This window comes from Streptomyces sp. NPDC086519, from assembly GCF_040686075.1.
GTDB lineage: Bacteria > Actinomycetota > Actinomycetes > Streptomycetales > Streptomycetaceae > Streptomyces > Streptomyces shenzhenensis.
In genome coordinates this window covers 175667-197714 of sequence record NZ_JBFBJL010000005.1, presented here as the reverse complement: position 1 = coordinate 197714, position 22048 = coordinate 175667, and the positions used below count along the sequence as shown (strand labels likewise).

Here is a 22048-nt window from a genome sequence, read left to right as displayed (position 1 = left end):
AGTCAGGGCCCCGCCGGAAGGCGGGGCCCCTCCTATATGCAGGAGCCGCACATGGAACTGAACAGACGCACAGTCATCGCGGGAGCCGCGGCCGCGGGCATCGCCGCCACCGCACTCGGCAGCGGTACGGCCGAGGCCGCCTCGGGAGGCAGGAAGCCGGTGCGGGAGTCCTTCGGGAAGCTCGCCGACGGCACGAAGATCTACCGTTGGTCGCTGGAGAACGGCGGCACCCGGCTGAAGGTCCTCAACTGGGGCGGTGTCGTCCAGACCCTGGAGCTCCCGGACCGGCGCGGCCACTACGCCAACGTGGTCAACGGCTTCGACAACATCGACGACTACGTGGCCAAGTCCCCGTACTTCGGCGCCCTCATCGGCCGCTACGGCAACCGCATCGGCAAGGGCCAGTTCACCCTCGACGGCAAGACCTACCAGCTCTCCGTCAACGACGGCGTGAACAGCCTGCACGGCGGCAGCCAGGGCTTCGACAAGCACGTCTGGGACGTCGAGCCGTTCGTGAAGGGCTCGGACGTCGGCCTCGTCCTGCACTACACCAGCGTCGACGGCGAGATGGGCTACCCGGGCACGCTCAAGGCGAAGGTGACGTACACGCTGACCAAGCGCGGCGAGTGGATCATCGACTACCACGCCACCACCGACAAGGCCACGGTCGTCAACCTCACCAGCCACGTCTACTGGAACCTCGCCGGCGAGGGCAGCGGGACCGTCGAGGACCACGAGCTGACCATCGCGGCGGGCCGGTACACGCCGACGGACTCCGGCCTGATCCCCACCGGTGAGCTGGCCACCGTCCACGGCACCCCGTTCGACTTCCGGGAGACGAAGACCATCGGGCGGGACATCCGGGCCGGGCACGCGCAGCAGGTGCAGGCCAAGGGCTTCGACCACAACTGGGTCCTGGACAAGGGCATCACCGCGAAGCCCGAGCACATCGCCACGCTGCGCGACCCGCGCTCCGGCCGCACCCTGAAGATCGCCACCGACCAGCCGGGGCTCCAGTTCTACTCCGGCAACTTCCTCGACGGAACGCTGACGGGCACCGGCGGCCGCACCTACCGGCAGGGCGACGCGCTGTGCCTGGAGACACAGCACTTCCCGGACTCGCCGAACCACGCCGACTTCCCGTCGACGGTGCTGCGGCCGGGGCAGGTCTACCGGACCCGGACGGTTCATTCGTTCGACGCCTGAGGCGCGTGGGCGCGGCCGGTAAGGGGCTGGTCGCGCCCACGCCGGGGGAAGAAACGCGAACGCACACTTCTTTCACACCGGTTGAACAACGCCGCAGGCGTATCCGTACTCAAGGGCGGCCCGTGCTCCCCCGCGCGGGCCGCCCAAGACGACGGGCCCGGACGTCCCCAACGGGCCCGCCTCATACGGAGGTTAAATGGCCGGCAACGTCACCTCGTTGTTCCACGGCGGTGCACACAGCCCGTCGATGGCGGCGCTGACCCGCGAGGGGGGCGACGGTACCGGCCCGGTCGACTTCTGCGTTCCCTGCAACCCCTACTTCCCCACCCCGGCCATGATGGAAACGATGGCCGCCCGGCTGAAGGACATCGTCACCTTCTACCCGAGCAGCGCCGACACCATCACCGCCGAGCTGTGCCAGCTCCTCCAGCTCCCCCCGCAGGCCGTGGCCATGGGCAACGGCTCCACCGAGCTGATCACCTGGATCGACCACCTGCTGGTCCGCGAGTCCCTCGCCGTCCCCGTCCCCACCTTCGGCCGCTGGACCGACCAGCCGATGGAGACCGGCAAGCGCGTCGACATGTTCCCGCTCCAGGAGTCGAGCGGCTTCGCCCTGGACCTCGCGCAGTACGCCGAGTTCATCCGCAAGCGGGGCACCAGGGTCGCCGTCATCTGCAACCCCAACAACCCCGACGGCGGCTTCCTGCACAAGCAGGCGCTGGTGCAGTTCATGGACGCCATGGCCGACCTGGACCTGATCGTCGTCGACGAGTCGTTCCTGGAGTTCGCCGACGCCGAGGCCGAGCCCAGCGTCGTCCAGGAGGCCATGCTGCGGCCGAACGTCATCGTGCTGCGCAGCCTCGGCAAGAACTTCGGCCTGCACGGCATCCGCTTCGGCTACATGGTCGCCAACCCCGCCCTGGCCGGCAAGGTCCGCTCGATGCTTCCGAAGTGGAACCTCAACGCGTTCGCCGAGTACGTCGTCTTCATGCTCAAGGAGCACGGCGCCGAGTACGCGCAGAGCCTGTTGCAGGTGCGCAGGGACCGCCTGGAGATGGCCAGCCAGCTCGCCACCCTCCCCGGCCTGACGGTCTACCCCTCGCAGGGCAACTTCCTCTTCGTGCGCCTTCCCGTCGGCGCCGAGGGCACCGTGGTGCGGGACCGGATGCTCACCGAGCACCGGATCCTGGTCCGCGAGTGCGGCAACAAGATCGGGTCTTCCAGCCGCTTCCTGAGGCTCGTGGTGCGCCCCGAGGTGGACGTGCGTCGCCTGGTGTCCGCCATGGAGCAGGTGCTCTACGGGTCCAGGAGGGGAGCCGCCGTGCCCGAGCTGAGCACCGGGACCAGCTACAGCTCGGGCACGGCGGCGGTGGACCGGCTGGTGAGCGAGACCAACGGGGCGGGGCTGCAGCTCGCGCAGGCCGTCGGCGCGGGACCCGTTCCGGGGCTCGCCGCCGCTCCCGCCGCCGGTGTCGGCATGCCGCTCCCCGTCGCCGCGCAGCAGGGTGGCGCCGGGATGCCGATGCCGGCGGCAGCCATGCAGATGCAGCAGCCCCAGCAGCAGCCGATGATGGCGCCGGTGCCTCCGATGGCGCCGGCGCCCGCACCGGCCCCGATGCCCATGCAGATGCCGGCCCCCGTCCCGGCGCCGCCCCCTGTCCCGGTGCCGGTGCCGGCGCCGGCTCCCGCGCCGGTCGGGCCCACGCCGCCCGGGGTGCCGGCGCGGGGTGGGCTCACGGCCGCGCAGGTACGAGGTATGACGGCGCCCGCGCCCGCGCCCCCGAACCTGGCTCCGGCACCGGCCACCGGGTGGCCGAACGCGCAGAGCTGGCCGAATGCGGCGGGGATGGGGCAGACCGGTTAGGCGCCTCGCCGTAGGGGTGCGGTGCGTGGCCGGGTGCGGCGCCGTCGTGGCTGGTCGCGCCCGCGCGGCGGTAGCCGCATATTCGACACAGCCCCCGCGCCCCTTTCGGGGCGCGTTGCCCCACCGCGTACTGATCAGCTCCGTGCCGCCTGGTGAGTCGGCCACGGAATCGCGCCCCGTCAGGGGCGCGGGGAACGGCGCGACCAGCCCCCACCGGCCCGCGGTGAGCAGGTCACCTGCTCGAAGCCCGCCTCCTTCGGCAGGCGCCCGCAGGGGAAAAGCACGGTGCCCGTTCGCATCGAACGCGAACGGGCACCGGATCGAGCGCCGGGCAGGCCTTGCACCTGCATCTCCCCGCAGGAAGCGGGGCGTCTTTCCTTGGACCACCAACGCAGCACCAGCCACCGTCAGTCAGTCACGGCGACCAGCTCTGTGATGATCATACCGTACGCCGGGGGTCGCCCTACTCCTCGTCGAGCTTGCTGACCAGACCGCGCAGCACCGGCCCGTACTCGGGGTGGGCGAGGGCGAAGGCCATCTGGGCGACGAGGTAGTCGGCCGGGTTGCCGGTGTCGTACCAGCGGCCCTGGATGACCTGCCCGTACACGGCCCGGCTGGCGGCGTAGGCGTTGATGGCGTCGGTCAGGTACACCTCGCCGGTCCGGTGCTCGTACCAGCGGCGGGTCTGCTCGCGCAGCTCGTCGATGATGCCGGGGGTGACGACGTAGCCGCCGATGGCCGCGTACGGCGAGGGCGCGTCGGCCGGCGCGGGCTTCTCGACCAGGCCGGTGATGCGCAGCTGGCCGTCGCCGAGGTCCTCCTTGACGATGGGCACGCCGTAGCGCTGGGAGTCGGCGGGGTCCATGGGCAGCAGGGCCAGCACCGGGCAGCCGGTCTGCTCGTAGGCGCGGATCAGCTGCTGGGCGCGGGGCACCTCGGCGACGAACACGTCGTCGGGCCAGAGCACGAGGACGGGCTCGTTGCCGAAGGAGCGGGCGGCGTTCAGCACGGGGGTGCCGTTGCCGTACGGGCCGTACTGGTCGAGGTAGGTGATGTGTCCCTTCCGGGCCAGCTCGGCGACCTCCTCGACGGCGTCCGCGTAGGCGGTCTTCCCGTCGCCGCGCAGTTGCTCGACGAGGGCCGGGTTGGGCCGGAAGTGGTCCTGGATCAGGCTCTTGCCGCCCGAGACGACGATGGTGATGTCGGTGATCCCGGAGTCCACCAGCTCGCGCACGGTGTGCTCGATCACCGGTTTGTCACCGACCGGGAGCATCTCCTTCGGGGTGGCCTTGGTCAGGGGCAGCAGGCGGGAGCCCAGTCCGGCGGCCGGGATCACGGCCCTGCGGATCGTCGGGGACATCAGGTCTCTCTCGGTCGGACGGCATGGGGTACGGGGTACCGGGACGCTATCAACGCGGACTGTGCCGCCGGGGAAACGTGAGCTGCCGGGGACACTTCGTCCGGGCGACGCGCGGATGACGTCTCAGTGCGCCACCGGCCAGCCCGAGCTCCAGTCCAGCAGGTTGATGCCCAGCTTCGGGGTCCCGCCGTCGTTGCCGTCGTAGTAGTGGTAGACGATCAGGTCGCCGTCGACGTCGTGCATCACGGACTCGCCCCCGGGACCGATGACGCTGCCGTGGGACTCCAGGACCGCCGTGCCGCCGTTGTTCGTCATCGCCACGCCGCTCTTGTCGTAGTAGGGGCCGGTGACCGACGTCGCCCGCCCCGCCTTGACCTTGTAGGTCGAGCTGGTGCCCTGGCAGCACAGGTCGTAGGAGGCGAAGAGGTAGTAGTAGCCGTTGCGTTTGACGATGTACGGCGCCTCGACCGCCTTGCTGCCGGTGGGGCGCGCGGCGAGGGAGTAGCGGGTGGTGTTGCCCGCGTACTGCTTCCCGGTCGACGGGTCGATGCGGATCATCTTGATCCCCGTCCACCAGCTGCCGAACGACAGCCACCAGGTGCCGTCGTCGTCGACGAAGAGGTTGGGGTCGATGGCGTTGTAGTCGCTGGCGGAGGTCGAGGTGTAGACGATGCCGTAGTCCGACCAGGAGCCGGGCAGGCCCGTGGTGGAACCGGCCAGTCCGATGGCCGACGTGTTGGAGCCGAAGGTGGAGACGGCGTAGTACATCAGGTACTTGCCGCCGTGGTACGAGATGTCCGGCGCCCACGCCTCCGTGGCGTACGCCGACCACCAGCCCGGCTTCGTGGTGAACGCGTCGGAGCCCGCCGTGAAGGCGACACGGTCGGTGGAGGTCTTGTAGGCCAGCCCGCCGCCGGTGGAGTAGAGCAGGTAACGGCCGGCGGAGGTACGGATCATCGTCGGGTCGTGGACGACGACGTCACCGGTGACCGTGCCCGGGTTGGGGTAGGCCGACGCGGCGGTCGGGACCAGGGCGAGCAGGATCGCGGCGGGGAGGGCGAGGAGTGCGGTGCGGGTGCGGGGCACGCTGGGCCTCCTTGCGGGATGACGTTCGGGATGGCGTTCGGGATGTCGGATGACGATCGTCAGTTCGGACGGACCGTAGAATCGAATCGTCTTGCCGTCAACGGTCTTCGCAGGTGTCACGCGGCAAACCAGCTGTCTCAACAGATGACTTGACGACCGCGCACTTTACGAAACTGACAGCCTGCCTACAGGTGCCCTTCCTACGGTGCCGTGTCCATGACAGACACCTCAGATGGCGCCCGCCCCGTCGGCCGCCGTACCGTACTCGTCGCCACCGGGACGACCGCCGCTGCCCTGGCCGTAGGCGCAGCGGTCTCGACCGAGGCCCCCGCGGCAGCCGCCGCCCCCGACCTCCGGCCGGCCGCCGCGGCGGCGGTCTGCACCCTCACGGAGGAGATGACCGAAGGCCCCTACTACCTCGACGGCGCGCTGGTGCGCACCGACATCACCGAAGGCAAGCCGGGCATCGCGCTCAAGCTGGCCCTCACCGTCGTCAACTCCGCCTGCACCGTCATCCCCAACGCCCTCGTGGAGGTGTGGCACGCCGACGCGCTCGGCGAGTACTCCGGCTACGTCGGCGCCAACGGCCACAGCGAGAGCGACGACGGCACCTTCCTGCGCGGCGGCGTCCTCACCAACTCCAGCGGCGTCGCCGGCATCACCACGATCTACCCGGGCTGGTACCGGGGCCGGTGCGTCCACATCCACGTGAAGGTCCACACGGGCGTCACCCTGACCTCCGACGGCTCCTTCACCGGCGGTTCGACCCTGCACACGGGCCAGCTCTTCATCGACGAGACCATCACCACGGCGGTCGCCAAGGTCTCGCCCTACTCGGCCAACACGGTCACCCGCACGACGCTGTCCCAGGACGGGATCTACGACGACGGAGGCGCCTCGTCGGGCCTCATGACCGTCACGGGCTCCACGACCGCCGGCTACACCGGCACCCTCACCCTGGGCGTCTCGGCCTGACGCCCCCGGGCCCCGGGGCAGGTCTCCCGGGGTCCCGCTCAGGGGCTGCGACGAAGCGGCAGGTCCACCTCGGCCCGTACGGTCTTGCCCGGTGCGCCGTCGCAGCCCCGCTCCAGCACCTCCCACCGATCGGCCAACGCGTCCACGAGCACGAGCCCGCGCCCTCCGGCGTCCAGCGGCCCCGACGGCCGTACGTCCCGGGGGCCGGGCGGCCGCCGTTCGGCCCGGGTGTCGGTGACCTCGATCCGCACGCTCCCCGTCACCGGCGAGAGCCGCAGCTCGAAGTCCCGTCCGGGCACCCGGCCGTGCGTCACGGCGTTCGCGGCCAGCTCCGCGACGATCACCGAGACCTTGTCGATCACCTCCGCAGACGCGAACCGGCCGCCCCACGCGTGGAGTTGGGCCACGGCGAGATGCCGCGCGAGCCGGGCACCACGCGGGGTGCAACTCAGCCGCTGGGCAAGTGTTCGACGGACAGTGACGGTGGTGGGGGGTGCGTCCATGCCCCCAATCTGGCGCCTGGAACGCCCAGTTCTCCAGGTGAGAGCCACGTACGCCGGGCCCGCGTACACGGTCACCGACTGGACCGTACCGGTGACTCGCCGTCACCATGAGGGGCGGGAGGTGGCCTGGGTGGGCGATGGAGTCGAGCCGGAGTCGTCGGACAGTCTGCGGACTTTCGGCGCGGTGGTCCAGGCGTTGCGCGAGCACGCGGGGCTGAGCAGGGAGGAGTTCGGGGAACGCGTGCGGTTCTCGAAACACACGGTGGCGTCCGTGGAGTTGGGGCGCCGCATGCCGGACGAGTCCTTCGTGGAGGCGGCGGAGGACGCGCTCGGCAACACGGGGGCCTTACGGCGGGCGGCCGGGCATGTGGCTCGGCAACCGGGGTTGGCGGCTTGGTTTCGGCGGTGGGCGCGGATGGAGAAGGCCGCGATCAGCCTGTTCAACTACGAGTGCAGGATGATCCCAGGGCTGTTGCAAACGGAGGCTTACGCGCGGCAGTTGTTTGCCGACGAGCTTCCCCCGCTGTCTGACGAGCAGATCGAGGCCAGCTGGACGGCACGGGCCGAGCGGCAACTCCAGCTACGGCAACGACCGAACACCGCCTTCAGCTTCATCCTGGAAGAGCACGCGCTCCTCCGCCGAACCGGAGGAGCGGAGGTGACTCGCGAAGTTATCGAACGTCTGCTGGAAATGGCTCAGTTGCGGAACATCGAGATCCAGGTCATGCCGCTGGTTCAGAGGTCGCACGCCGGACTGCACGGACCGATCGCCCTGCTGGAAACCCCTGAACACAAGTGGTTCGGTTACAGCGAGGGGCAGGAGAACGGCCAGATGATCGCCAACCCGCAAGTGGTCAGCGTGTTGCAGGGCAGGTATGCCAGGATTCGTTCACAGGCTCTCACCATCCAGGATTCTGTGAGCCTGCTGCAACGGATGCGAGGGGACCTATGAGCACATCCGACCTGGCCTGGTTCAAAAGCAGCTACAGCAGTGGATCCGGCGACAACTGCATCGAAGTCGCCCTCTCCTGGCGCAAGTCGAGCTACAGCAGCGACGGCGACGGCGACTGCGTCGAGGTCGCCACCTGCCCCACCACCATCCACATCCGCGACTCCAAGAACCGCCGGGGCCCCCAACTGGCCCTCTCCCCCGCCGCCTGGGCCGGCCTCCTCGCGTACGCCGGAAAGTGACCGTGGGGCCGCCCGCTTCTCGGCCAGTGTCGTGCTTCCACGAGCCGAGTCAAGGGCGCTCCACTGCGTTCCGCGTCGCCTGCGGCGATGCCCCTTCGGGGCACCCTTGACACGCCTCGTTCCAGCACGGGGAAGAAGCGAGCGGGCAGCCCGGGGAAAGTGGCCGGCTCAGGCCTGTCGGCCCCTCACGTGAGCTGCGATCTCGCCGCGTGCTGTGGGACGCGGCCGCGCCTCGCATGCACGCCGGGACGGCCAAGCGGCGAACGCCCGGTGGGACGGAAGCCCCCGCCGGGTTTCCCCTGCGGGGGCAGCGTTTGGCAGCGTTTGGAAGATATGGGTCACGGGAGGGGTATGGCCTCCCCGCTCCCGCCCGGAAATCCAACAGTGCCTCTGGCCCAAATCTTCCAATCACCGCTCACCGCCACGCCCCGCCCGCAGCTCACCGCCTGCCCCGCCGGTGCGCCACCCGCCGCGCACCCACCGCGCCCGCCACCCGCCACGCACCCACCGCGCCAGCCACCCGCCACGCACCCGCCACGCACCCACCGCGCCCGCCACCCGCCGCCCGCCGCGCACCCACCACCCACCCACCGCGCCCACCACCCACCCACCGCGCCCGCCACCCACCCACCGCGCCCGCCACCCGCCGGGACTCGGGCGGGTGTCTGATGGGTTGCCCGTACCGGGCCGCAGCCGCCGAGCGCTCCCGGCGTGCAGGCGAGGCGCTGCCGCGTCCGTCGGCCGACGGTGAGGGCTCAGCGCACGGCTGTCGTGAACCCCGGTTGGGCCACCGCCTTTCCGGGCCGCTCGCTCGCTTCTTCCCCGTGCTGGAGCGAGCCGTGTCCAGGGTCGGCCGGAGGCCGATCGCCGCAGGCGACGCGGAACGCAGTGGAGCGCCCTTGACTCGGCTCGTGGAAGCACGACACTGACTGGGGAAGCGGGCGGCCCCGACGGCCACGCCTCCCACATGCGTCCGCGTCACGCGGCTAGTCGTGCGCCTCGGGGGCGAACCCCTCGGGTGCCCGGTCCAGGAACACCGTGACGGAGCTGATCCGGCCGTCCCCGTCGAGGTGCAGGACGTCGGTTCCGGTGGCGAAGGACGTCTGCGCGTCGGCGCCGGTCAGGATCTCCCACCGGAGCCGGGCGCGGTCGTGGTGGACCTGGGGCTCCTCGCGCAGGCGGAGCGCGACCGGGCCCATGTGGGCGGCGAACTGGTTGCGGAAGTCGATCAGCGCCTGGGTCCCGCTGAGGATTCCGATCTGGGCGCGGTACTCGACGCCGTCGGCGAAGGCCGCCTGTGCGCAGGCGCGCTGCTCGTGCTCGGTGCCGGTGTTCCAGAACCGTACGTAGTGGTCGAGCCGTTCGGCGATCTCGGTCATGGGGAGCGTCCCTTCGCGGTGAAGTGGGCTGTCGGCTCACGACTTTGAAGGGGCGTGGCGCGTGCTGTCGATGACCCGCGAGGTCATTGCCGTGGCCCGCGCCGCGGGGCAGCCTGAGGTTCATGACGACGACGACCACCACCGAGCCGGTCGGGGTGCTGGTGCGGCGCTGGCGTGAGCGGCGCCGGCGTTCGCAGCTCGACGTGTCGCTCGCCGCCGAGTTGTCGACCCGGCATCTGAGCTGCATCGAGACGGGGCGGGCGAACCCGAGCCGGGACATGATCCGGCGGCTGTGCGACGAACTCGACGTGCCGCTGCGGGAGCGCAACGCGCTCTATCTGGCGGCCGGCTTCGCCCCGGTGCACCGCGAACGCGCCTACGCCGACCTGGGTGCGGCGCGCGCCGCGGTGGAGGCCGTGCTCGCCGGGCACGAGCCGAATCCGGCGCTCGCCGTCAACGTGCGGTGGGAACTGCTGGCCGCGAACCGCGCCATGGGGCTGTTCCTCGGTGACGTGACGGCGGAGGTGGCCGGTCCGCCGCTCAACGTGTTGCGGGCGACCCTGCATCCCGACGGCCTGTCCGGGCGCATCCGGAACCTCGCGCAGTGGCGTGCCCACGTGCTGCGCCGGGTCCGCCGCCAGCTCGACCGCACGTCGGCCGCGGGCCTCGCCGAACTGCTCGCGGAGCTGGAGAGCTACCCGGCCCCCGCGATGGACGACGTCCCAGGCGGCGGCTCGCTCCACGACGACCTGGTGGTCCCCCTGCGCCTGTCCTCCGACCACGGCGACCTCGCCCTGCTCTACACCACCACGGTGTTCGGTTCCCCGCGGGACGTGACCCTGGACGAGATCGCCGTCGAGACGTTCTTCCCGGCGGACGCGCACACGGCGGCCCTGCTGCGGGCGATGGCCGGATGACGGCGGGGGTGGCGTCGCCGAGCCTGTCCCCGGGAGTACTGGTATCGGCGGGATCTGGAACGCGCCGGTCCGGCCGCCGACCATGAAGGCATGGCACATGTACTCGTCACGGGCGGAACCGGGTTTCTGGGTTCCCACACGATCGCGCAGCTCCTGACCGCCGGGCACACCGTCACGACCACGGTGCGCTCCCTGACGCGGCGCTCCGACGTCGAGCGGATGCTCATCGAGGCCGGGTCCCCGGGCGTGGACGGCGTCTCCTGGGTGGAGGCGGATCTGACCTCCGACCGGGGCTGGGACCGGGCCGTGGCGGGAGCCGACTACGTCCTGCACGTGGCCTCGCCGTTTCCCGGAGCGGCGCCGAAGAACGAGGACGAGGTGATCGTCCCGGCCCGGGACGGGGCCCTGCGGGTCCTGCGCGCCGCTCGTGCCGCGGGCGTCCGGCGCGCGGTGCTGACCTCCTCCTTCGCAGCGGTGGGCTACGGCCACGGCCGCACCGGCCGGACGTTCGACGAGGACGACTGGACGCGGACCGACGGGCCGGGGGTGTCCGCGTACGTCAAGTCCAAGGCGGTCGCCGAACGGGCCGCCTGGGACTTCGTCGAGAGCGAGGGCGACGGCCTGGAGCTGACCGTCGTCAACCCCGTGGGCATCTTCGGGCCGGTCCTCGGACCGGACTACGCCACGTCCATCCGTGTCATCCACGCGATGCTGACCGGCGGGATGCGGGCCGCGCCGCCGATCTGGACCAACACGGTGGACGTCCGGGACGCGGCCGACCTGCATCTGCGTGCCATGACGGCGCCTGAGGCGGCCGGCCAGCGGTACCTGGCGCTCGCGGGCGAGCCGATCTCCTTCCACCAGATCGCCCTGGCGTTGCGCGCGCGGCTGGGCGAGGCCGCCGCCAAGGCACCCACCGGCTCGGCCCCGGCCTGGCTGCTGCGCCTGCTGGCCGTGGTCAACCCGGCGCTGCGTGAGACGGTGCCGCAGCTGGGCGTGGTGCGCCGCGCCTCCAACGCGAAGGCCCGCAAGGAGCTGGACTGGTCCCCGCGTTCCAACGAGGACGCCGTCGTGGCCACCGCGGAGAGCCTGGTCCGCCTCGGACTGGTGAGCGGTTAACGTCGAGAGCATGGCGCACGAGACGGCCGACACCCTGGGCGGGTTCCTGCGGGCCCGGCGCGGGCAGATCAGCCCGCGGCAGGTCGGGCTGCCCGCCGGCGAGCGGCGCCGGGTCCCCGGACTGCGGCGCGAGGAGGTCGCCCAGCTCGCCGGCATCAGTCCCGAGTACTACCTGCGCCTGGAACAGGGCCGCAACCTCAACCCCTCCGACCAGATCCTGACCGCCCTGGCCGGTGCCCTCCAGCTCGACGAGGACGCCGTCGCCTACCTGCACCGCCTCGCCCACCCCGCCCCGCCCGTCCGCAGGCGGCGCAGCCGCGCCCGTGCGCACCAGGGCGATCTGCAACCACTGCTGGACAGCTGGCCGCAGACCCCCGCCTACGCCCAGGGGCCCAGCGGGCGGGTCGTCGCCGCGAACCGGCTGGCCGTGCTGCTGTGCCCCTTCTTCGCCGTCGGCCACAACCTGCTGCGGGCCGCCTTCCTCGAACCCGAGATGCGCAGCCTCTACCCGCAGTGGGAGGACATGACCGCGAAGGCCGTCTCCGGACTGCGCGCCGTCATCGACATCGACGAGGCCGACCCGGAGCTCCTGGAGACCATCGGCGAACTCACCGTCGCCAGCGAGCGGTTCAGCACCCTGTGGGCCCGCCGCGAGGTCCGCCGCCGCGACATGGGCCGCACCCGGCTGAACCACCCGCTCGTCGGCGAACTCGACCTGCGCTACGAGAAGATGGTGCGCCCGCAGGCCCGCCAGCTGATCGTCGTCTACTACGCCGACCAGGGCTCCGCCAGCGCCGAGCGCCTGGCACTTCTCAGCAGCCTCTGATCAGCATGCGTGGCCGAATGCGCGGCGAGCGATAGAATCGTGCCATGTCCGCCCCCGTCGGCTTCCTGCCCACCCGCCCCCACCGGGTCGTCGTCCTGGCGCTCGACGGGGTCTACCCCTTCGAGCTGGGGATCCCGAACCGGGTCTTCCCCTGCGTTCCCGACGCCTATGACGTGGTGACCTGCGCGGCGACCGCCGATCGCACGGTGGCGACCAGTGCCGACTTCACGGTCACCGTCGGGCACGGGCCCGAGGCGCTGGAGAGCGCGGACACCGTGGTGGTGCCGCCGTACGACATGGCGCGGATCACGCGGGAGCTGCCCGAGCCGGTGGCCGGCGCGCTGGCCCGGATCCGGCCCGGTACCCGGATCGTCTCCATCTGCACGGGGGCGTTCGCGCTCGCGGCGGCCGGGATGCTGGACGGGCGGCCGGCGACCACGCACTGGGCGCTGGCGCCCCGGTTCCGGCGGATGTTCCCGCAGGTCGCCCTGGATCCGGACGTGCTGTTCATCGACGACGGTGACGTGCTGACCTCGGCGGGGGCGGCCTCCGGTGTCGACGTCTGTCTGCATGTCGTGCGCTCCGACCACGGCAGCGCGGTCGCCAACAGCGTGGCCCGGCAGTGCGTCGTGCCGCCGTGGCGGGACGGCGGCCAGGCGCAGTACATCGAGCAGCCGGTGCCGGAGGAGGGGGCCACCGGTACCGCGGCCACCCGGGCCTGGGCCCTGGAGAACCTGGAACGGCCGCTCGCGCTGCGGGAGTTGGCCGATCACGCCCGGATGAGTCAGCGCACCTTCGCCCGCCGGTTCCAGGAGGAGACGGGGACGAGCCCGGGGCGCTGGCTGATCCAGCAGCGGGTACGGCGGGCCCGCGACCTCCTGGAGACCAGCGAGCTGTCGATCGACCGCATCGCCGCCGAGGTCGGGTTCGCCACCGGCACGTCACTGCGGCAGCATCTGCACGCGGCGATCGGCGTCTCCCCGCAGGCGTACCGGAACACCTTCCGGGCCACGGCGGCGGGCCGGGTCTGAGCGGCGGGCCGGCGCCAGGAGCGCGCGGCGCGGGCGGACTCCGGCCGTTCACCGTCCCGGATTCCACAGCGCGCCAAGGGCCGGCGGCCGGTGGTCGGTGGCCAGGGGGCTCAGGGGTTCTCCCAGGCCGCCGGTTCCGCCGCCAGTGCCCGTACCGGCTCCGGCAGGGCGCCGGCCGCGATGTCCGCCACGGTGACGCCTTCGAGGATCTTGCGGACGTTGGCGCGCAGGGCGATCCACAGGGGCAGCAGCGGCTGGGCGGTGCCGGTGTAGGCCAGACCCGTCGGGCGTTCGCCGCGTACCGAGACGATCGGGCCGTCAACCGCGCGGATCAGGTCCGCCACCGTGATCGCGGACGCCTCCCGCGCCAGCCGGTAGCCGCCGCCCCCGCCACGCCGGCTGTCGACGATCCCGGCACGCCGGAGGTCACCCAGGATGCCCTCCAGGAACTTGTGCGGAATGTCCTGGGCACCGGCGATCTCCTCCGCCTTCACGGGGCCCTCACCCTGCCGTACGGCGAGCTCCAGTACCGCCCGTACCGCGTAATCCGCTCGTGCCGAGATCCTCATGCGTCCATTGTGAGGCGTCCGCCCGTGGACAATGGCCGCACCCGCGCCCCGTAAGATCGCCCGGGAGGATCCCTTGGCGCTCAGCAGACGTACCTTCAGTGCCCTCGCCGGCTCGGCCGCGCTCGGCTTCGCCCTGGGCGGCAGCGGCGGCCCCGGGGCGCCCTCGGCCTACGCGGCGCGCAGTGTGCCCACCGGCCCGCCACCGGCCGCGCCCAGCGCCGACGGGCGGCGGCACACCATCGGCCACGACCACCACTCCCTGGTCGTCGACGGCCGGCGGCTGGTCGTCTGGTCCGGCGAGATGCACCCCTTCCGGCTCCCGAGCCCGTCCCTGTGGCGGGACGTCCTGGAGAAGATGCGGGCGCACGGCTACAACACGGTCAGCATCTACGTGGCGTGGAACTACCACTCGCCCGCGCCCGGCACGTACGACTTCACCGGCGTCCGCGACCTGGACCTGTTCCTGCGCACCGCCGCCGAGACCGGTCTGTACGTCATCGTCCGCCCCGGCCCCTACATCAACGCCGAGGTCGACGCCGGCGGCTTCCCCGGCTGGCTCACCGCCACCGCGGGCGCCGCCCGCTCCACCGACCCGGTCTACCTCTCCCACGTCGACGAGTGGCTGACGGCCGTCAACCGCGTCGTCCGCCGTCACCAGCACACCGACGGCGGCGGAACCGTCCTCCTCTACCAGATCGAGAACGAGTACGACGGCCACGTCACCGACCCGACCGGCCCCGCGTACATGTCCCACCTCTACAAGAAGGTGCGGGCCGACGGCATCGACGTCCCCCTCTTCCACAACGACAAGGGCCGCAACGGCTACTGGATCCCCGGCTCCTTCGACACCGGCGGCGAGCGAGGCAAGTGGCTGTACGGCTTCGACGGCTACCCCTCGCCCTCCCAGCCCCCGCCGGACTGGGGCGACTTCGGGATCGGCGGCCTCAAGGGCGGCGCGACCGCGAGCCCCGGCACCCCGGGGTTCGTGCCGGAGTTCGGCGGCGGCTGGTTCGACCCGTGGGGCGGGGTCGAGTTCGGCGGCAAGGGCTACGCCGAGTCCCGGCGCACCCGGGACGCCGCCTACGAACGGCGCTTCTACCTCACGAACCTCGCCAACGGCATCACCCTCCACAACGTCTACATGACCTACGGCGGCACCACCTGGGGCTGGCTGCCGGCGCCGGTCGTCTACACGTCGTACGACTACGGCGCGGCCATCGACGAGGCCCGCAACGTCACGCCGAAGATCGCCCCGATGCACCAGCTCGGCCACCTCCTCCAGCGCGTCCCCGACTTCGCGAAGCTGGACCGCGCGGCCGACGTCCACGTGCCCGGGCTGAAGGCGTACCACCTCACCAACCCCGACACCCAGGCCCACGTCTACGTCCTGCGCAACGACGGCGCCGACGAGGTCACCTCCACACTCCGGACGGCCGCCGGCGACGACGTCGAGCTGACCGTCCCCGCCCACGACGCCCGGCTCGTCACCGCCGGCCTCTCCCTCGGCAAGCGGAAGCTGCGCTACTGCACCGCCCAGCCGATGTTCCTGCTCACCGCCGGCCGCCAGGACGTCGCCCTGTTCACCGGCCGCTACGGCGAGATGGCGCACCTGGTGCTGGAGTGCCCGACCGAGCCCTTCGTGCAGCGCCTCGACGCCGAGGCGGCCTGGGTCTACGACCAGGGCGTCCTGCACGTCACCGCCCCGCTCGGGCAGGGCGGGCTGACCCGGGTCCTGGTCCAGCGCGGCGAGTCCGACACCCCGCTGCTCCTTCTCTTCGCCGACGACGCGACCTCCCTGCGGCTGTTCCCGTACGACACCCCGTCCGGCACGCTCCTCGTCTACGGCCCGGCGCTGCTGCGCCACGCGAAGCTCAGCGGGTCGGTCGTCGAGCTCACCGGGGACACGGTCGGCGCGACCGGCCTGGAGGTCTGGGGACCCCGGGGGATCACCTCGGTCACCTGGAACGGACGGCCGGTGCCGACGCGGGTGAGCGTCTCGGAGAGCCTGGTCGCCCTGGCCGACATGCCGGGGGCGCCGCGGCCGGCCCTGCCGGTGCTCGCCGACTGGCGCAGGAAGGCCGGGAATCCCGAGGCAGCGGTGGGCTTCGACGACTCGGCGTGGCCGGTCGCCGACAAGAAGACGTCGTTCAGCACGACGGCCGTCCCGGCGGGTCAGCCGGTGCTCTTCGCCGACGACTACGGCTTCCACTACGGGGACGTCTGGTACCGGGGGCGGGTGGACGGCGACCTGTCGGACCTGGAGTCGGTCTCGCTCGCCTACAGCACGGGCACCCAGGGCATGCTGATGGCCTGGCTGGACGGGGTGCCGCTGGGCTCGCACCGGATGCCGGTGCCGGACGCGAAGACGGTACGGAAGGGGAGCTGGGCGGCCACGGCCGAGTTCTCCGCCGCCGGGCTGGGGAAATCGGCGAAGAAGCGGCTCAAGAAGCAGCGGCATGTGCTGTCCGTGCTGGTGCGGCGGATGCAGCACGACATGGACGGCGGATCGCAGGACACCCACAAGGTGGCGCGCGGGCTGACCGCCGTCTCCTTCAAGGGGGTCTCCCCGAAGGTGAGCTGGCGGATCCAGGGGGCCGCCGCGCCGGATCCGGTGCGGGGGCCGCAGAACAACGGGGGGTTGTACGGGGAGCGGGAGGGCTGGCACCTGCCCGGGTTCGCGGACGGCGGGTGGGAGGCGGTCTCGCTTCCCCGCGCGGACAAGGGCATGGGGGTCACCTGGTACCGGACCGGGTTCAAGATGGCCGTGCCGGGCGGGGTGGACGCGTCGGTGGGGCTGGTGCTGGAGGACGACCCGGCGCGGGCCTATCGGGTGCAGATCTTTCTGAACGGATGGAATCTGGGGCAGTACGTGAACGACGTGGGGCCGCAGCACACGTTCGTGCTGCCGAACGGGATCCTGCGGACTCGGGGTTCGAACACGTTGGCGTTGGCCGTGCTTGCGGACGGAACGTCCGAGGCCGGCCCTGGGGCGGTGCGGCTTGAGTTGCTGGGTAGTGCGGCCGGAGGAGTCGAGGTTCTGGGGGTGGACTCCCCCGGCCGTTGACTGCGGGCCGGTGGGGGCTGGTCGCGCCCACGCGGCGGAGCCGCACATCGATACAGCCCCGCGCCCCTGAAGGGGCGCGTTTGCCCTTAAGCCAGTCGGATCACATTCCAGGAAAGGGGTTCGAGGACAGCACTGAGCGTGCCGTCGTTCAGCGATGTGCCCTCGGCCGGATGAGGGGTCACCCGCTCCGGGTCCGCCAAGGTGTTGCGGGCGTCGGGGTTCTCGTCCGAGAGGACGCTGTGCTCCGCCACGGACGTCAGGCCGAGTCCGCCCAGGGCCACTTCCAGCGGCAGCGGCTCCGTCCGGCTGCGGTTCACGGCAAAGACCGTGACCGTGCCGTCCTCGGCGCGGACGGCGGTGGCGTGCAGCAGGTCGGTCTCGCCGTACTTCCTCGTGTCGTACGTCGGTGAGTCCACGCGTACGTCCAGGACCCGGCCCCTGCCGTACCGCGACGCCTGGGCGAACGGGAAGAACGTCGTCTGGCGCCAGGCCGGGCCGCCGGGTTCGGTCATGATCGGGGCGATGACGTTGACCAGCTGGGCCAGGCAGGCGACCGTGACGCGGTCGGCGTGGCGGAGCAGGGCGATGAGGAGGGAGCCGAAGACCACCGCGTCCAGGACGCTGTAGTTGTCCTCCAGGAGGCGGGGGGCCTCGGCCCAGTCCCGCGCGGCGGAGTTCTCGATCTCGTGCCACCTCGAGGTGTACCAGACGTTCCACTCGTCGAAGGAGAGGTTGATCTTCTTCTGGGACTTCAGCCTGGCGCCCACGTGGTCACAGGTGGCGACCACGTTCTCGATGAAGGACTCCATGTCGACGGCGGAGGCCAGGAAGGAGTCGAGATCGCCGTCCTGCGGCTCGTAGTAGGCGTGCAGGGAGATGTAGTCGACCAGGTCGTACGTCTCCGCGAGGACCGTCGCCTCCCACTCGGCGAAGGTCGGCATGGACTGGCTGGAGGAACCGCAGGCGACCAGTTCCACGGACGGGTCCATCTGGCGCATGGCGCGGGCGGTCTCGGCGGCGATGCGGCCGTACTCCCCGGCGGTCTTGTGTCCGGTCTGCCAGGGGCCGTCCATCTCGTTGCCCAGGCACCAGAGCCTGATGCCGAAGGGGTCCTTGTCGCCGTGGGCGGCGCGCAGGTCCGACAGGGCGGTTCCGGAGGGGTGGTTGGCGTACTCCTGGAGCTCCAGGGCCTCCGCCACGCCCCGCGTGCCGAGGTTGACCGCCATCATGGGCTCGGCCTGCGGGCCGACCTTCTTCAGGAAGGCGATGTACTCGCCGAGTCCGAAGCGGTTGGTCTCCGTCGACCGCCAGGCGAGGTCGAGACGGCGGGGCCGGTCCTCGGCCGGGCCGACCGAGTCCTCCCACTTGTAGCCGGAGACGAAGTTGCCGCCGGGGTAGCGGATGGTGGTGACGCCGAGTTCGCGGACGAGGTCGAGGACGTCCGTGCGGAGGCCTTCGGCGTCGGCCGCGGGGTGGGTCGGCTCGTAGATGCCGGTGTAGACGCAGCGGCCTAGGTGCTCGACGAAGGAGCCGAAGAGGCGGGGGTTGACTTCGCCGGTGGTGAAGGCGGGGTCGAGGGTGAAGCGGGCGGTGCGCAATGTTCGCCTTTCGGGGTGGGTGGTTGATCCGTCGTGGGCGGGTGCTCACGCAAGCCGGGCCAGTCGTCTTCTGTCCAGCTCAGGGGGTTGAGCTGGGGAAACGTCGCAACTCCGGCTCCTCACTGGCCGGCCAGGCCCGTGTGGGCCACGCCGCGCACGATCTGGCTCTGGAAGAAGACGAACACGATGATCAGCGGGAGGCCCGCGATCAGGCCGCCGGCCATCAGCTGCGGCCAGATGATGCCGAAGGCGTTCTGGACGGTCGCGATGCCGTTCGGCATGGTCATCAGGTCGGGGTTGTTGGTCACCATGTACGGCCACAGGAAGTTGTTCCAGGAGGCGATGAAGGTGAAGATGCCGACCGCCGAGAGGGACGGTTTCGACAGGGGGAGGACGATGGTGAAGAAGATGCGCCAGCGGCCTGCGCCGTCGATGAAGGCGGCCTCCTCCAGTTCCTTGGGGAGCGACTGGAAGAACTTGTAGAGGATGTAGACCATCGCGGCGGGGGCGCACTGGGGGAGGATCATGCCCCAGTAGGTGTCCACCATGCCGAGCGACTGCACCGTGGTGAACAGCGGGACGCCGAGGATGGCCGGGGAGAACATCAGGCCCGCCATGGTGAGCGAGAGCAGGACACCCTTGCCGCGGAACTCCGTGCGGGCGAAACCGTATCCGGCGAGCGACGCGACGAGCAGCACGATGAAGGTGACGCAGACCGAGACGACGACCGAGTTGACGAACCAGTCGGGGATGTTGCCGGCGTCGAAGATGCCCTTCCAGGAGTCCCAGGTGATGTGGTCCGGGATCCAGTGCGGGGAGGCGACCGACTCGGTGGAGGTCTTCAGCGAGGTCGACAGGGCCCAGAAGAGCGGGGCGATCCAGACCACGGAGAGGGCGGCGGCGACGATCGTGAGGGCGATCTGGGCCGGGGTCCAGGTGGACCGCGGTCTGCGCAGGACGGGGGGCGTGGTGCTGTCGGTCATCGGGCGGCCTCCTCGCGGGTGCGCAGCAGCCACATACGGGCCAGGGCGACGGCCGCGACGATGATGAAGAGGATCATGGAGATCGCGGAGGCGTAGCCCACGCGGTAGCTGGTGAAACCCTGCTCGATCATGTACTGGACGAACGTCCGGGTGGAGTTCTCGGGACCCGAGCCGAACTGGAACATGATGACGACCTGGTCGTAGACCTGGAGCGAGGCGAGTATCTGGAGCGCGATGACCAGGCCCGTGATGTTGCGCAGGTTCGGGACGGTGATGTGGATCATGCGCTGGAAGGCGCCCGCGCCGTCCAGTTCGGCCGCCTCGTAGAGGTGCTGGGGGATGTTCTGGAGGGCGGCCAGGTAGAGGAGGAAGGAGAAGCCCACGGTCCACCACAGGGTCGCTATGACGCTCGCGAGAAGGGCCGTGGACTTCTGGGTGAGCCACGGGGTGTCGAGGCCGAGGGTGTGGTTGACCAGGCCGTTGACCGGCTGGAAGAGCCACCACCAGAGGTTGGCGACGACGGCCGACGGGAGCAGGAACGGGGCGAAGAAGCAGAACCGCCACAGCCACTTGAAGTGGACGGTGTGGTGGGCGATCAGCGCCATCAGGAGCGCCATGACGACGATCAGCGGGACCACCCAGAGGGTGAACTTGACGCTGTGCCACAGGGACTGCCAGACCAGGTCGTCCTGGAGGGCCTCGCGGTAGTTGCCGAGGCCGATGAAGCTGGTGTGGTCGCCGGAGATGTTGGCGTCGGTGAAGGACAGGTACAGGCCGCGGACGATGGGGACCAGGACGAACAGGCCGTACAGGACGAAGAACGGGGTGACGAACCAGCCGCCGTGCTGGAGGCGGCGGCCCCAGCGCAGGCGCAGGGTGCCGGTGGCGGTGGCGGTGCGCGCCGCGCGCGTGGCGGCGGGGACGGCCGTGGTGGAGGCGGTGGAGCTCATGCGCCGGCTCCCCTCAGCTCCTGGGCGGCGGTCCTGCCGTCCATCGGGTTCTTCGAGGCGAGCAGGGCCTCCAGGGCGCTCTTCATGGCGCGGGCGGTGGCGTCGGGCCTGGTGGAGCCGAGGTTGGAGCCGGCGATGAGCGGGCCGACCCGCTTGGAGAGGGTGCCGGTGGAGCCGGCGAACCAGATGTGCGGCTCGGTGGCGAGGTGCCGCATGGCGTCCTGGGAGTACTCGCTCTGCGGCGAGAGCTTGGTGTACGCCGGGTCCTTGAAGGTGGGCAGATAGGCGGGGACGTGGCCGCCCTGGGCCCAGGTGGCCGCGTTCTTCACCAGGTAGGCGGCGAGCGCGTAGGCGCCCTCGTCGGCGGCGCCGCCGCGGCCGGCCTGGTGGGGCAGGACGAAGGAGTGGGACTCGGCGTGGGTGCCGGGGGTGCCGAAGACGGGCGGCAGGGGGGTGGCGCCGTAGTCGGTCTTCGCGGGGGTGTAGACCGGGACCGACCAGTCGCCCTCCCAGACGAAGGGGGCCCCGGCCAGGAACATCGCGGCGTCGTCCGAACCCGCGATCGCGTAGCCGTCGGTGACGTGCTTGCGGAGGAACTCCAGGACCCGGGTGGCCTTGTCGGTGTCGAAGACGACGCCGGTCTGGTCGGCGTCGAAGTAGCCGCCGCCGAGCTGCTGGTAGAAGGCGACGAAGAACCACCAGGAGAAGTTCTGGTCGTTGGCGTGCATGCCGAGGGTCTGCAGGCCGCCCTTGAGCTTCGCCTTGGCGGCCTTGAGCATGGCGAACCAGTCGTCCTCGGAGGTGGCGTGCGGCAGTCGGCCGTCCGCGTCGAGCAGGCCCGCCTTCCGGCAGACGTCCTTGCGGTAGAAGTTCAGCTGGACATGGACGTCCAGGGGCAGGGCGTAGAGCCGGCCGTCGACGATGCCGCGTTTCCACAGGGTGGGGTTGAAGTCGGCCTCGTGGACGCCGTGTTCGGCGAGCCTGCCGACGTCCCAGGGGTCGAGGAGGCGCCCCGGCGCGAAGCCGGGGACCCGGCCCTGGTGCATGACGGCCAGGTCGGGGGCGCGGTTGCCGGCGGCCGCCATGGCGAGCTTGGTGTAGTACGGGTCGCCCCAGGTGAGCGTGGACGCCTTGACGTCCGTGTCCGGGTTGGCCGCGTGGAAGGCGTCCACCATGGCCTGCATGTTGGCGCCGTCGCCGCCGGAGAAGAGGTTCCAGTAGCGCACCCGGGTGCGCGCGCTCGACGTCAGTGCGTCGGCGCCGGTGCCGAGGGCCGCGAAGCCGAAGCTCGCCGCCACCGCCAGCCCGCCCGCCGTGCCCAGTAGTTGCCTGCGACTGAGGCCAGGTCGTCCCATTGCCCTGCCCTTACCTTCGGGATCCGTCGTACTCGTGATCGCGCTTCGTGGTCCTCGTTCGATATGTCGGCT

Annotated in this window: 19 protein-coding genes; 10 read left to right on the top strand and 9 right to left on the bottom strand. The window is 71.1% G+C overall.

Annotated elements, in window-relative coordinates; translation table 11 throughout:
* Window positions 1–51 precede the first annotated feature (51 nt).
* Complete coding sequence (locus AB0P24_RS07700; RefSeq protein ID WP_365791306.1) at window positions 52–1206, top strand: aldose epimerase family protein; 1155 nt, start codon at window positions 52–54, stop codon at window positions 1204–1206.
* Between the two features lie 196 nt (window positions 1207–1402).
* A complete protein-coding gene (locus AB0P24_RS07695) occupies window positions 1403–3070 on the top strand; it encodes a histidinol-phosphate transaminase (RefSeq protein ID WP_365791305.1) in 1668 nt (555 codons plus the stop codon).
* Window positions 3071–3533: 463 nt separating this feature from the next.
* Here the strand turns inward: AB0P24_RS07695 and AB0P24_RS07690 are convergent, their stop codons facing one another.
* Complete coding sequence (locus AB0P24_RS07690; RefSeq protein WP_365791304.1) at window positions 3534–4430, bottom strand: UTP--glucose-1-phosphate uridylyltransferase; 897 nt, start codon at window positions 4428–4430, stop codon at window positions 3534–3536.
* Window positions 4431–4553: 123 nt separating this feature from the next.
* On the bottom strand, window positions 4554–5516 hold the full coding sequence (locus AB0P24_RS07685) for an arabinan endo-1,5-alpha-L-arabinosidase (RefSeq protein WP_365791303.1): 963 nt from the start codon (window positions 5514–5516) through the stop codon (window positions 4554–4556).
* A gap of 216 nt (window positions 5517–5732) precedes the next feature.
* Here AB0P24_RS07685 and AB0P24_RS07680 point away from each other — a divergent pair, with 216 nt between their 5' ends.
* Window positions 5733–6491, top strand: coding sequence for an intradiol ring-cleavage dioxygenase (locus tag AB0P24_RS07680; RefSeq protein WP_365791302.1), 759 nt, complete (start codon window positions 5733–5735; stop codon window positions 6489–6491).
* Window positions 6492–6529: 38 nt separating this feature from the next.
* Here AB0P24_RS07680 and AB0P24_RS07675 read toward each other — a convergent pair whose 3' ends face one another.
* Window positions 6530–6994 (bottom strand): ATP-binding protein, encoded by a 465-nt coding sequence (locus AB0P24_RS07675; RefSeq protein WP_365791301.1) that lies wholly within the window; start codon window positions 6992–6994, stop codon window positions 6530–6532.
* A 130-nt stretch (window positions 6995–7124) separates the two neighbouring features.
* On the opposite strand from AB0P24_RS07675, the gene AB0P24_RS07670 reads away from it, so the two are divergent.
* Together AB0P24_RS07670 and AB0P24_RS07665 are read left to right on the top strand one after the other, a co-directional pair.
* Window positions 7125–7946 carry a helix-turn-helix transcriptional regulator gene (locus AB0P24_RS07670; protein ID WP_365791300.1) on the top strand — a complete coding sequence of 274 codons (822 nt, stop codon included), beginning with the start codon at window positions 7125–7127 and terminating at the stop codon, window positions 7944–7946.
* Window positions 7943–8185, top strand: coding sequence for a DUF397 domain-containing protein (locus tag AB0P24_RS07665; RefSeq protein ID WP_365791299.1), 243 nt, complete (start codon window positions 7943–7945; stop codon window positions 8183–8185). The genes AB0P24_RS07670 and AB0P24_RS07665 overlap by 4 nt, the downstream gene beginning before the upstream one ends.
* Before the next feature lie 986 nt (window positions 8186–9171).
* Here AB0P24_RS07665 and AB0P24_RS07660 read toward each other — a convergent pair.
* Window positions 9172–9564 (bottom strand): isomerase, encoded by a 393-nt coding sequence (locus AB0P24_RS07660; protein WP_365791298.1) that lies wholly within the window; start codon window positions 9562–9564, stop codon window positions 9172–9174.
* Window positions 9565–9686: 122 nt separating this feature from the next.
* On the opposite strand from AB0P24_RS07660, the gene AB0P24_RS07655 reads away from it, so the two are divergent.
* The 4 genes from AB0P24_RS07655 to AB0P24_RS07640 all read left to right on the top strand — a co-directional run bounded on the left by AB0P24_RS07655 (window position 9687) and on the right by AB0P24_RS07640 (window position 13457).
* On the top strand, window positions 9687–10481 hold the full coding sequence (locus tag AB0P24_RS07655; RefSeq protein WP_365791297.1) for a helix-turn-helix transcriptional regulator: 795 nt from the start codon (window positions 9687–9689) through the stop codon (window positions 10479–10481).
* Between the two features lie 90 nt (window positions 10482–10571).
* Window positions 10572–11600, top strand: a complete 1029-nt coding sequence (locus AB0P24_RS07650) for an NAD-dependent epimerase/dehydratase family protein (RefSeq protein WP_365791296.1) — start codon at window positions 10572–10574, stop codon at window positions 11598–11600.
* A gap of 10 nt (window positions 11601–11610) precedes the next feature.
* The gene (locus tag AB0P24_RS07645; protein WP_365791295.1) at window positions 11611–12426 is read left to right on the top strand and encodes a helix-turn-helix transcriptional regulator; all 816 of its coding nucleotides are present in this window, start codon (window positions 11611–11613) and stop codon (window positions 12424–12426) included.
* Window positions 12427–12470: 44 nt separating this feature from the next.
* Window positions 12471–13457: a helix-turn-helix domain-containing protein gene (locus tag AB0P24_RS07640; protein ID WP_365791294.1), complete on the top strand. Its 987-nt coding sequence runs from the start codon at window positions 12471–12473 to the stop codon at window positions 13455–13457.
* A gap of 110 nt (window positions 13458–13567) precedes the next feature.
* Here AB0P24_RS07640 and AB0P24_RS07635 read toward each other — a convergent pair whose 3' ends face one another.
* Window positions 13568–14026: an Rrf2 family transcriptional regulator gene (locus tag AB0P24_RS07635; protein ID WP_365791293.1), complete on the bottom strand. Its 459-nt coding sequence runs from the start codon at window positions 14024–14026 to the stop codon at window positions 13568–13570.
* Window positions 14027–14099: 73 nt separating this feature from the next.
* On the opposite strand from AB0P24_RS07635, the gene AB0P24_RS07630 reads away from it, so the two are divergent.
* On the top strand, window positions 14100–17090 hold the full coding sequence (locus AB0P24_RS07630; RefSeq protein ID WP_365791292.1) for a beta-galactosidase: 2991 nt from the start codon (window positions 14100–14102) through the stop codon (window positions 17088–17090).
* 86 nt (window positions 17091–17176) lie between these two features.
* Here AB0P24_RS07630 and AB0P24_RS07625 read toward each other — a convergent pair whose 3' ends face one another.
* The 4 genes from AB0P24_RS07625 to AB0P24_RS07610 all read right to left on the bottom strand — a co-directional run bounded on the left by AB0P24_RS07625 (window position 17177) and on the right by AB0P24_RS07610 (window position 21976).
* Entirely contained in the window at window positions 17177–18688 is a 1512-nt protein-coding gene (locus tag AB0P24_RS07625) for an alpha-N-arabinofuranosidase (protein ID WP_365791291.1), read from the bottom strand.
* A 119-nt stretch (window positions 18689–18807) separates the two neighbouring features.
* On the bottom strand, window positions 18808–19671 hold the full coding sequence (locus AB0P24_RS07620; protein ID WP_365791290.1) for a carbohydrate ABC transporter permease: 864 nt from the start codon (window positions 19669–19671) through the stop codon (window positions 18808–18810).
* On the bottom strand, window positions 19668–20621 hold the full coding sequence (locus AB0P24_RS07615) for a sugar ABC transporter permease (RefSeq protein ID WP_365791289.1): 954 nt from the start codon (window positions 20619–20621) through the stop codon (window positions 19668–19670). Before AB0P24_RS07615 ends, AB0P24_RS07620 begins: the two co-directional genes overlap by 4 nt.
* The gene (locus AB0P24_RS07610) at window positions 20618–21976 is read right to left on the bottom strand and encodes an extracellular solute-binding protein (RefSeq protein ID WP_365791288.1); all 1359 of its coding nucleotides are present in this window, start codon (window positions 21974–21976) and stop codon (window positions 20618–20620) included. Before AB0P24_RS07610 ends, AB0P24_RS07615 begins: the two co-directional genes overlap by 4 nt.
* Between the last annotated feature and the right edge of the window lie 72 nt (window positions 21977–22048).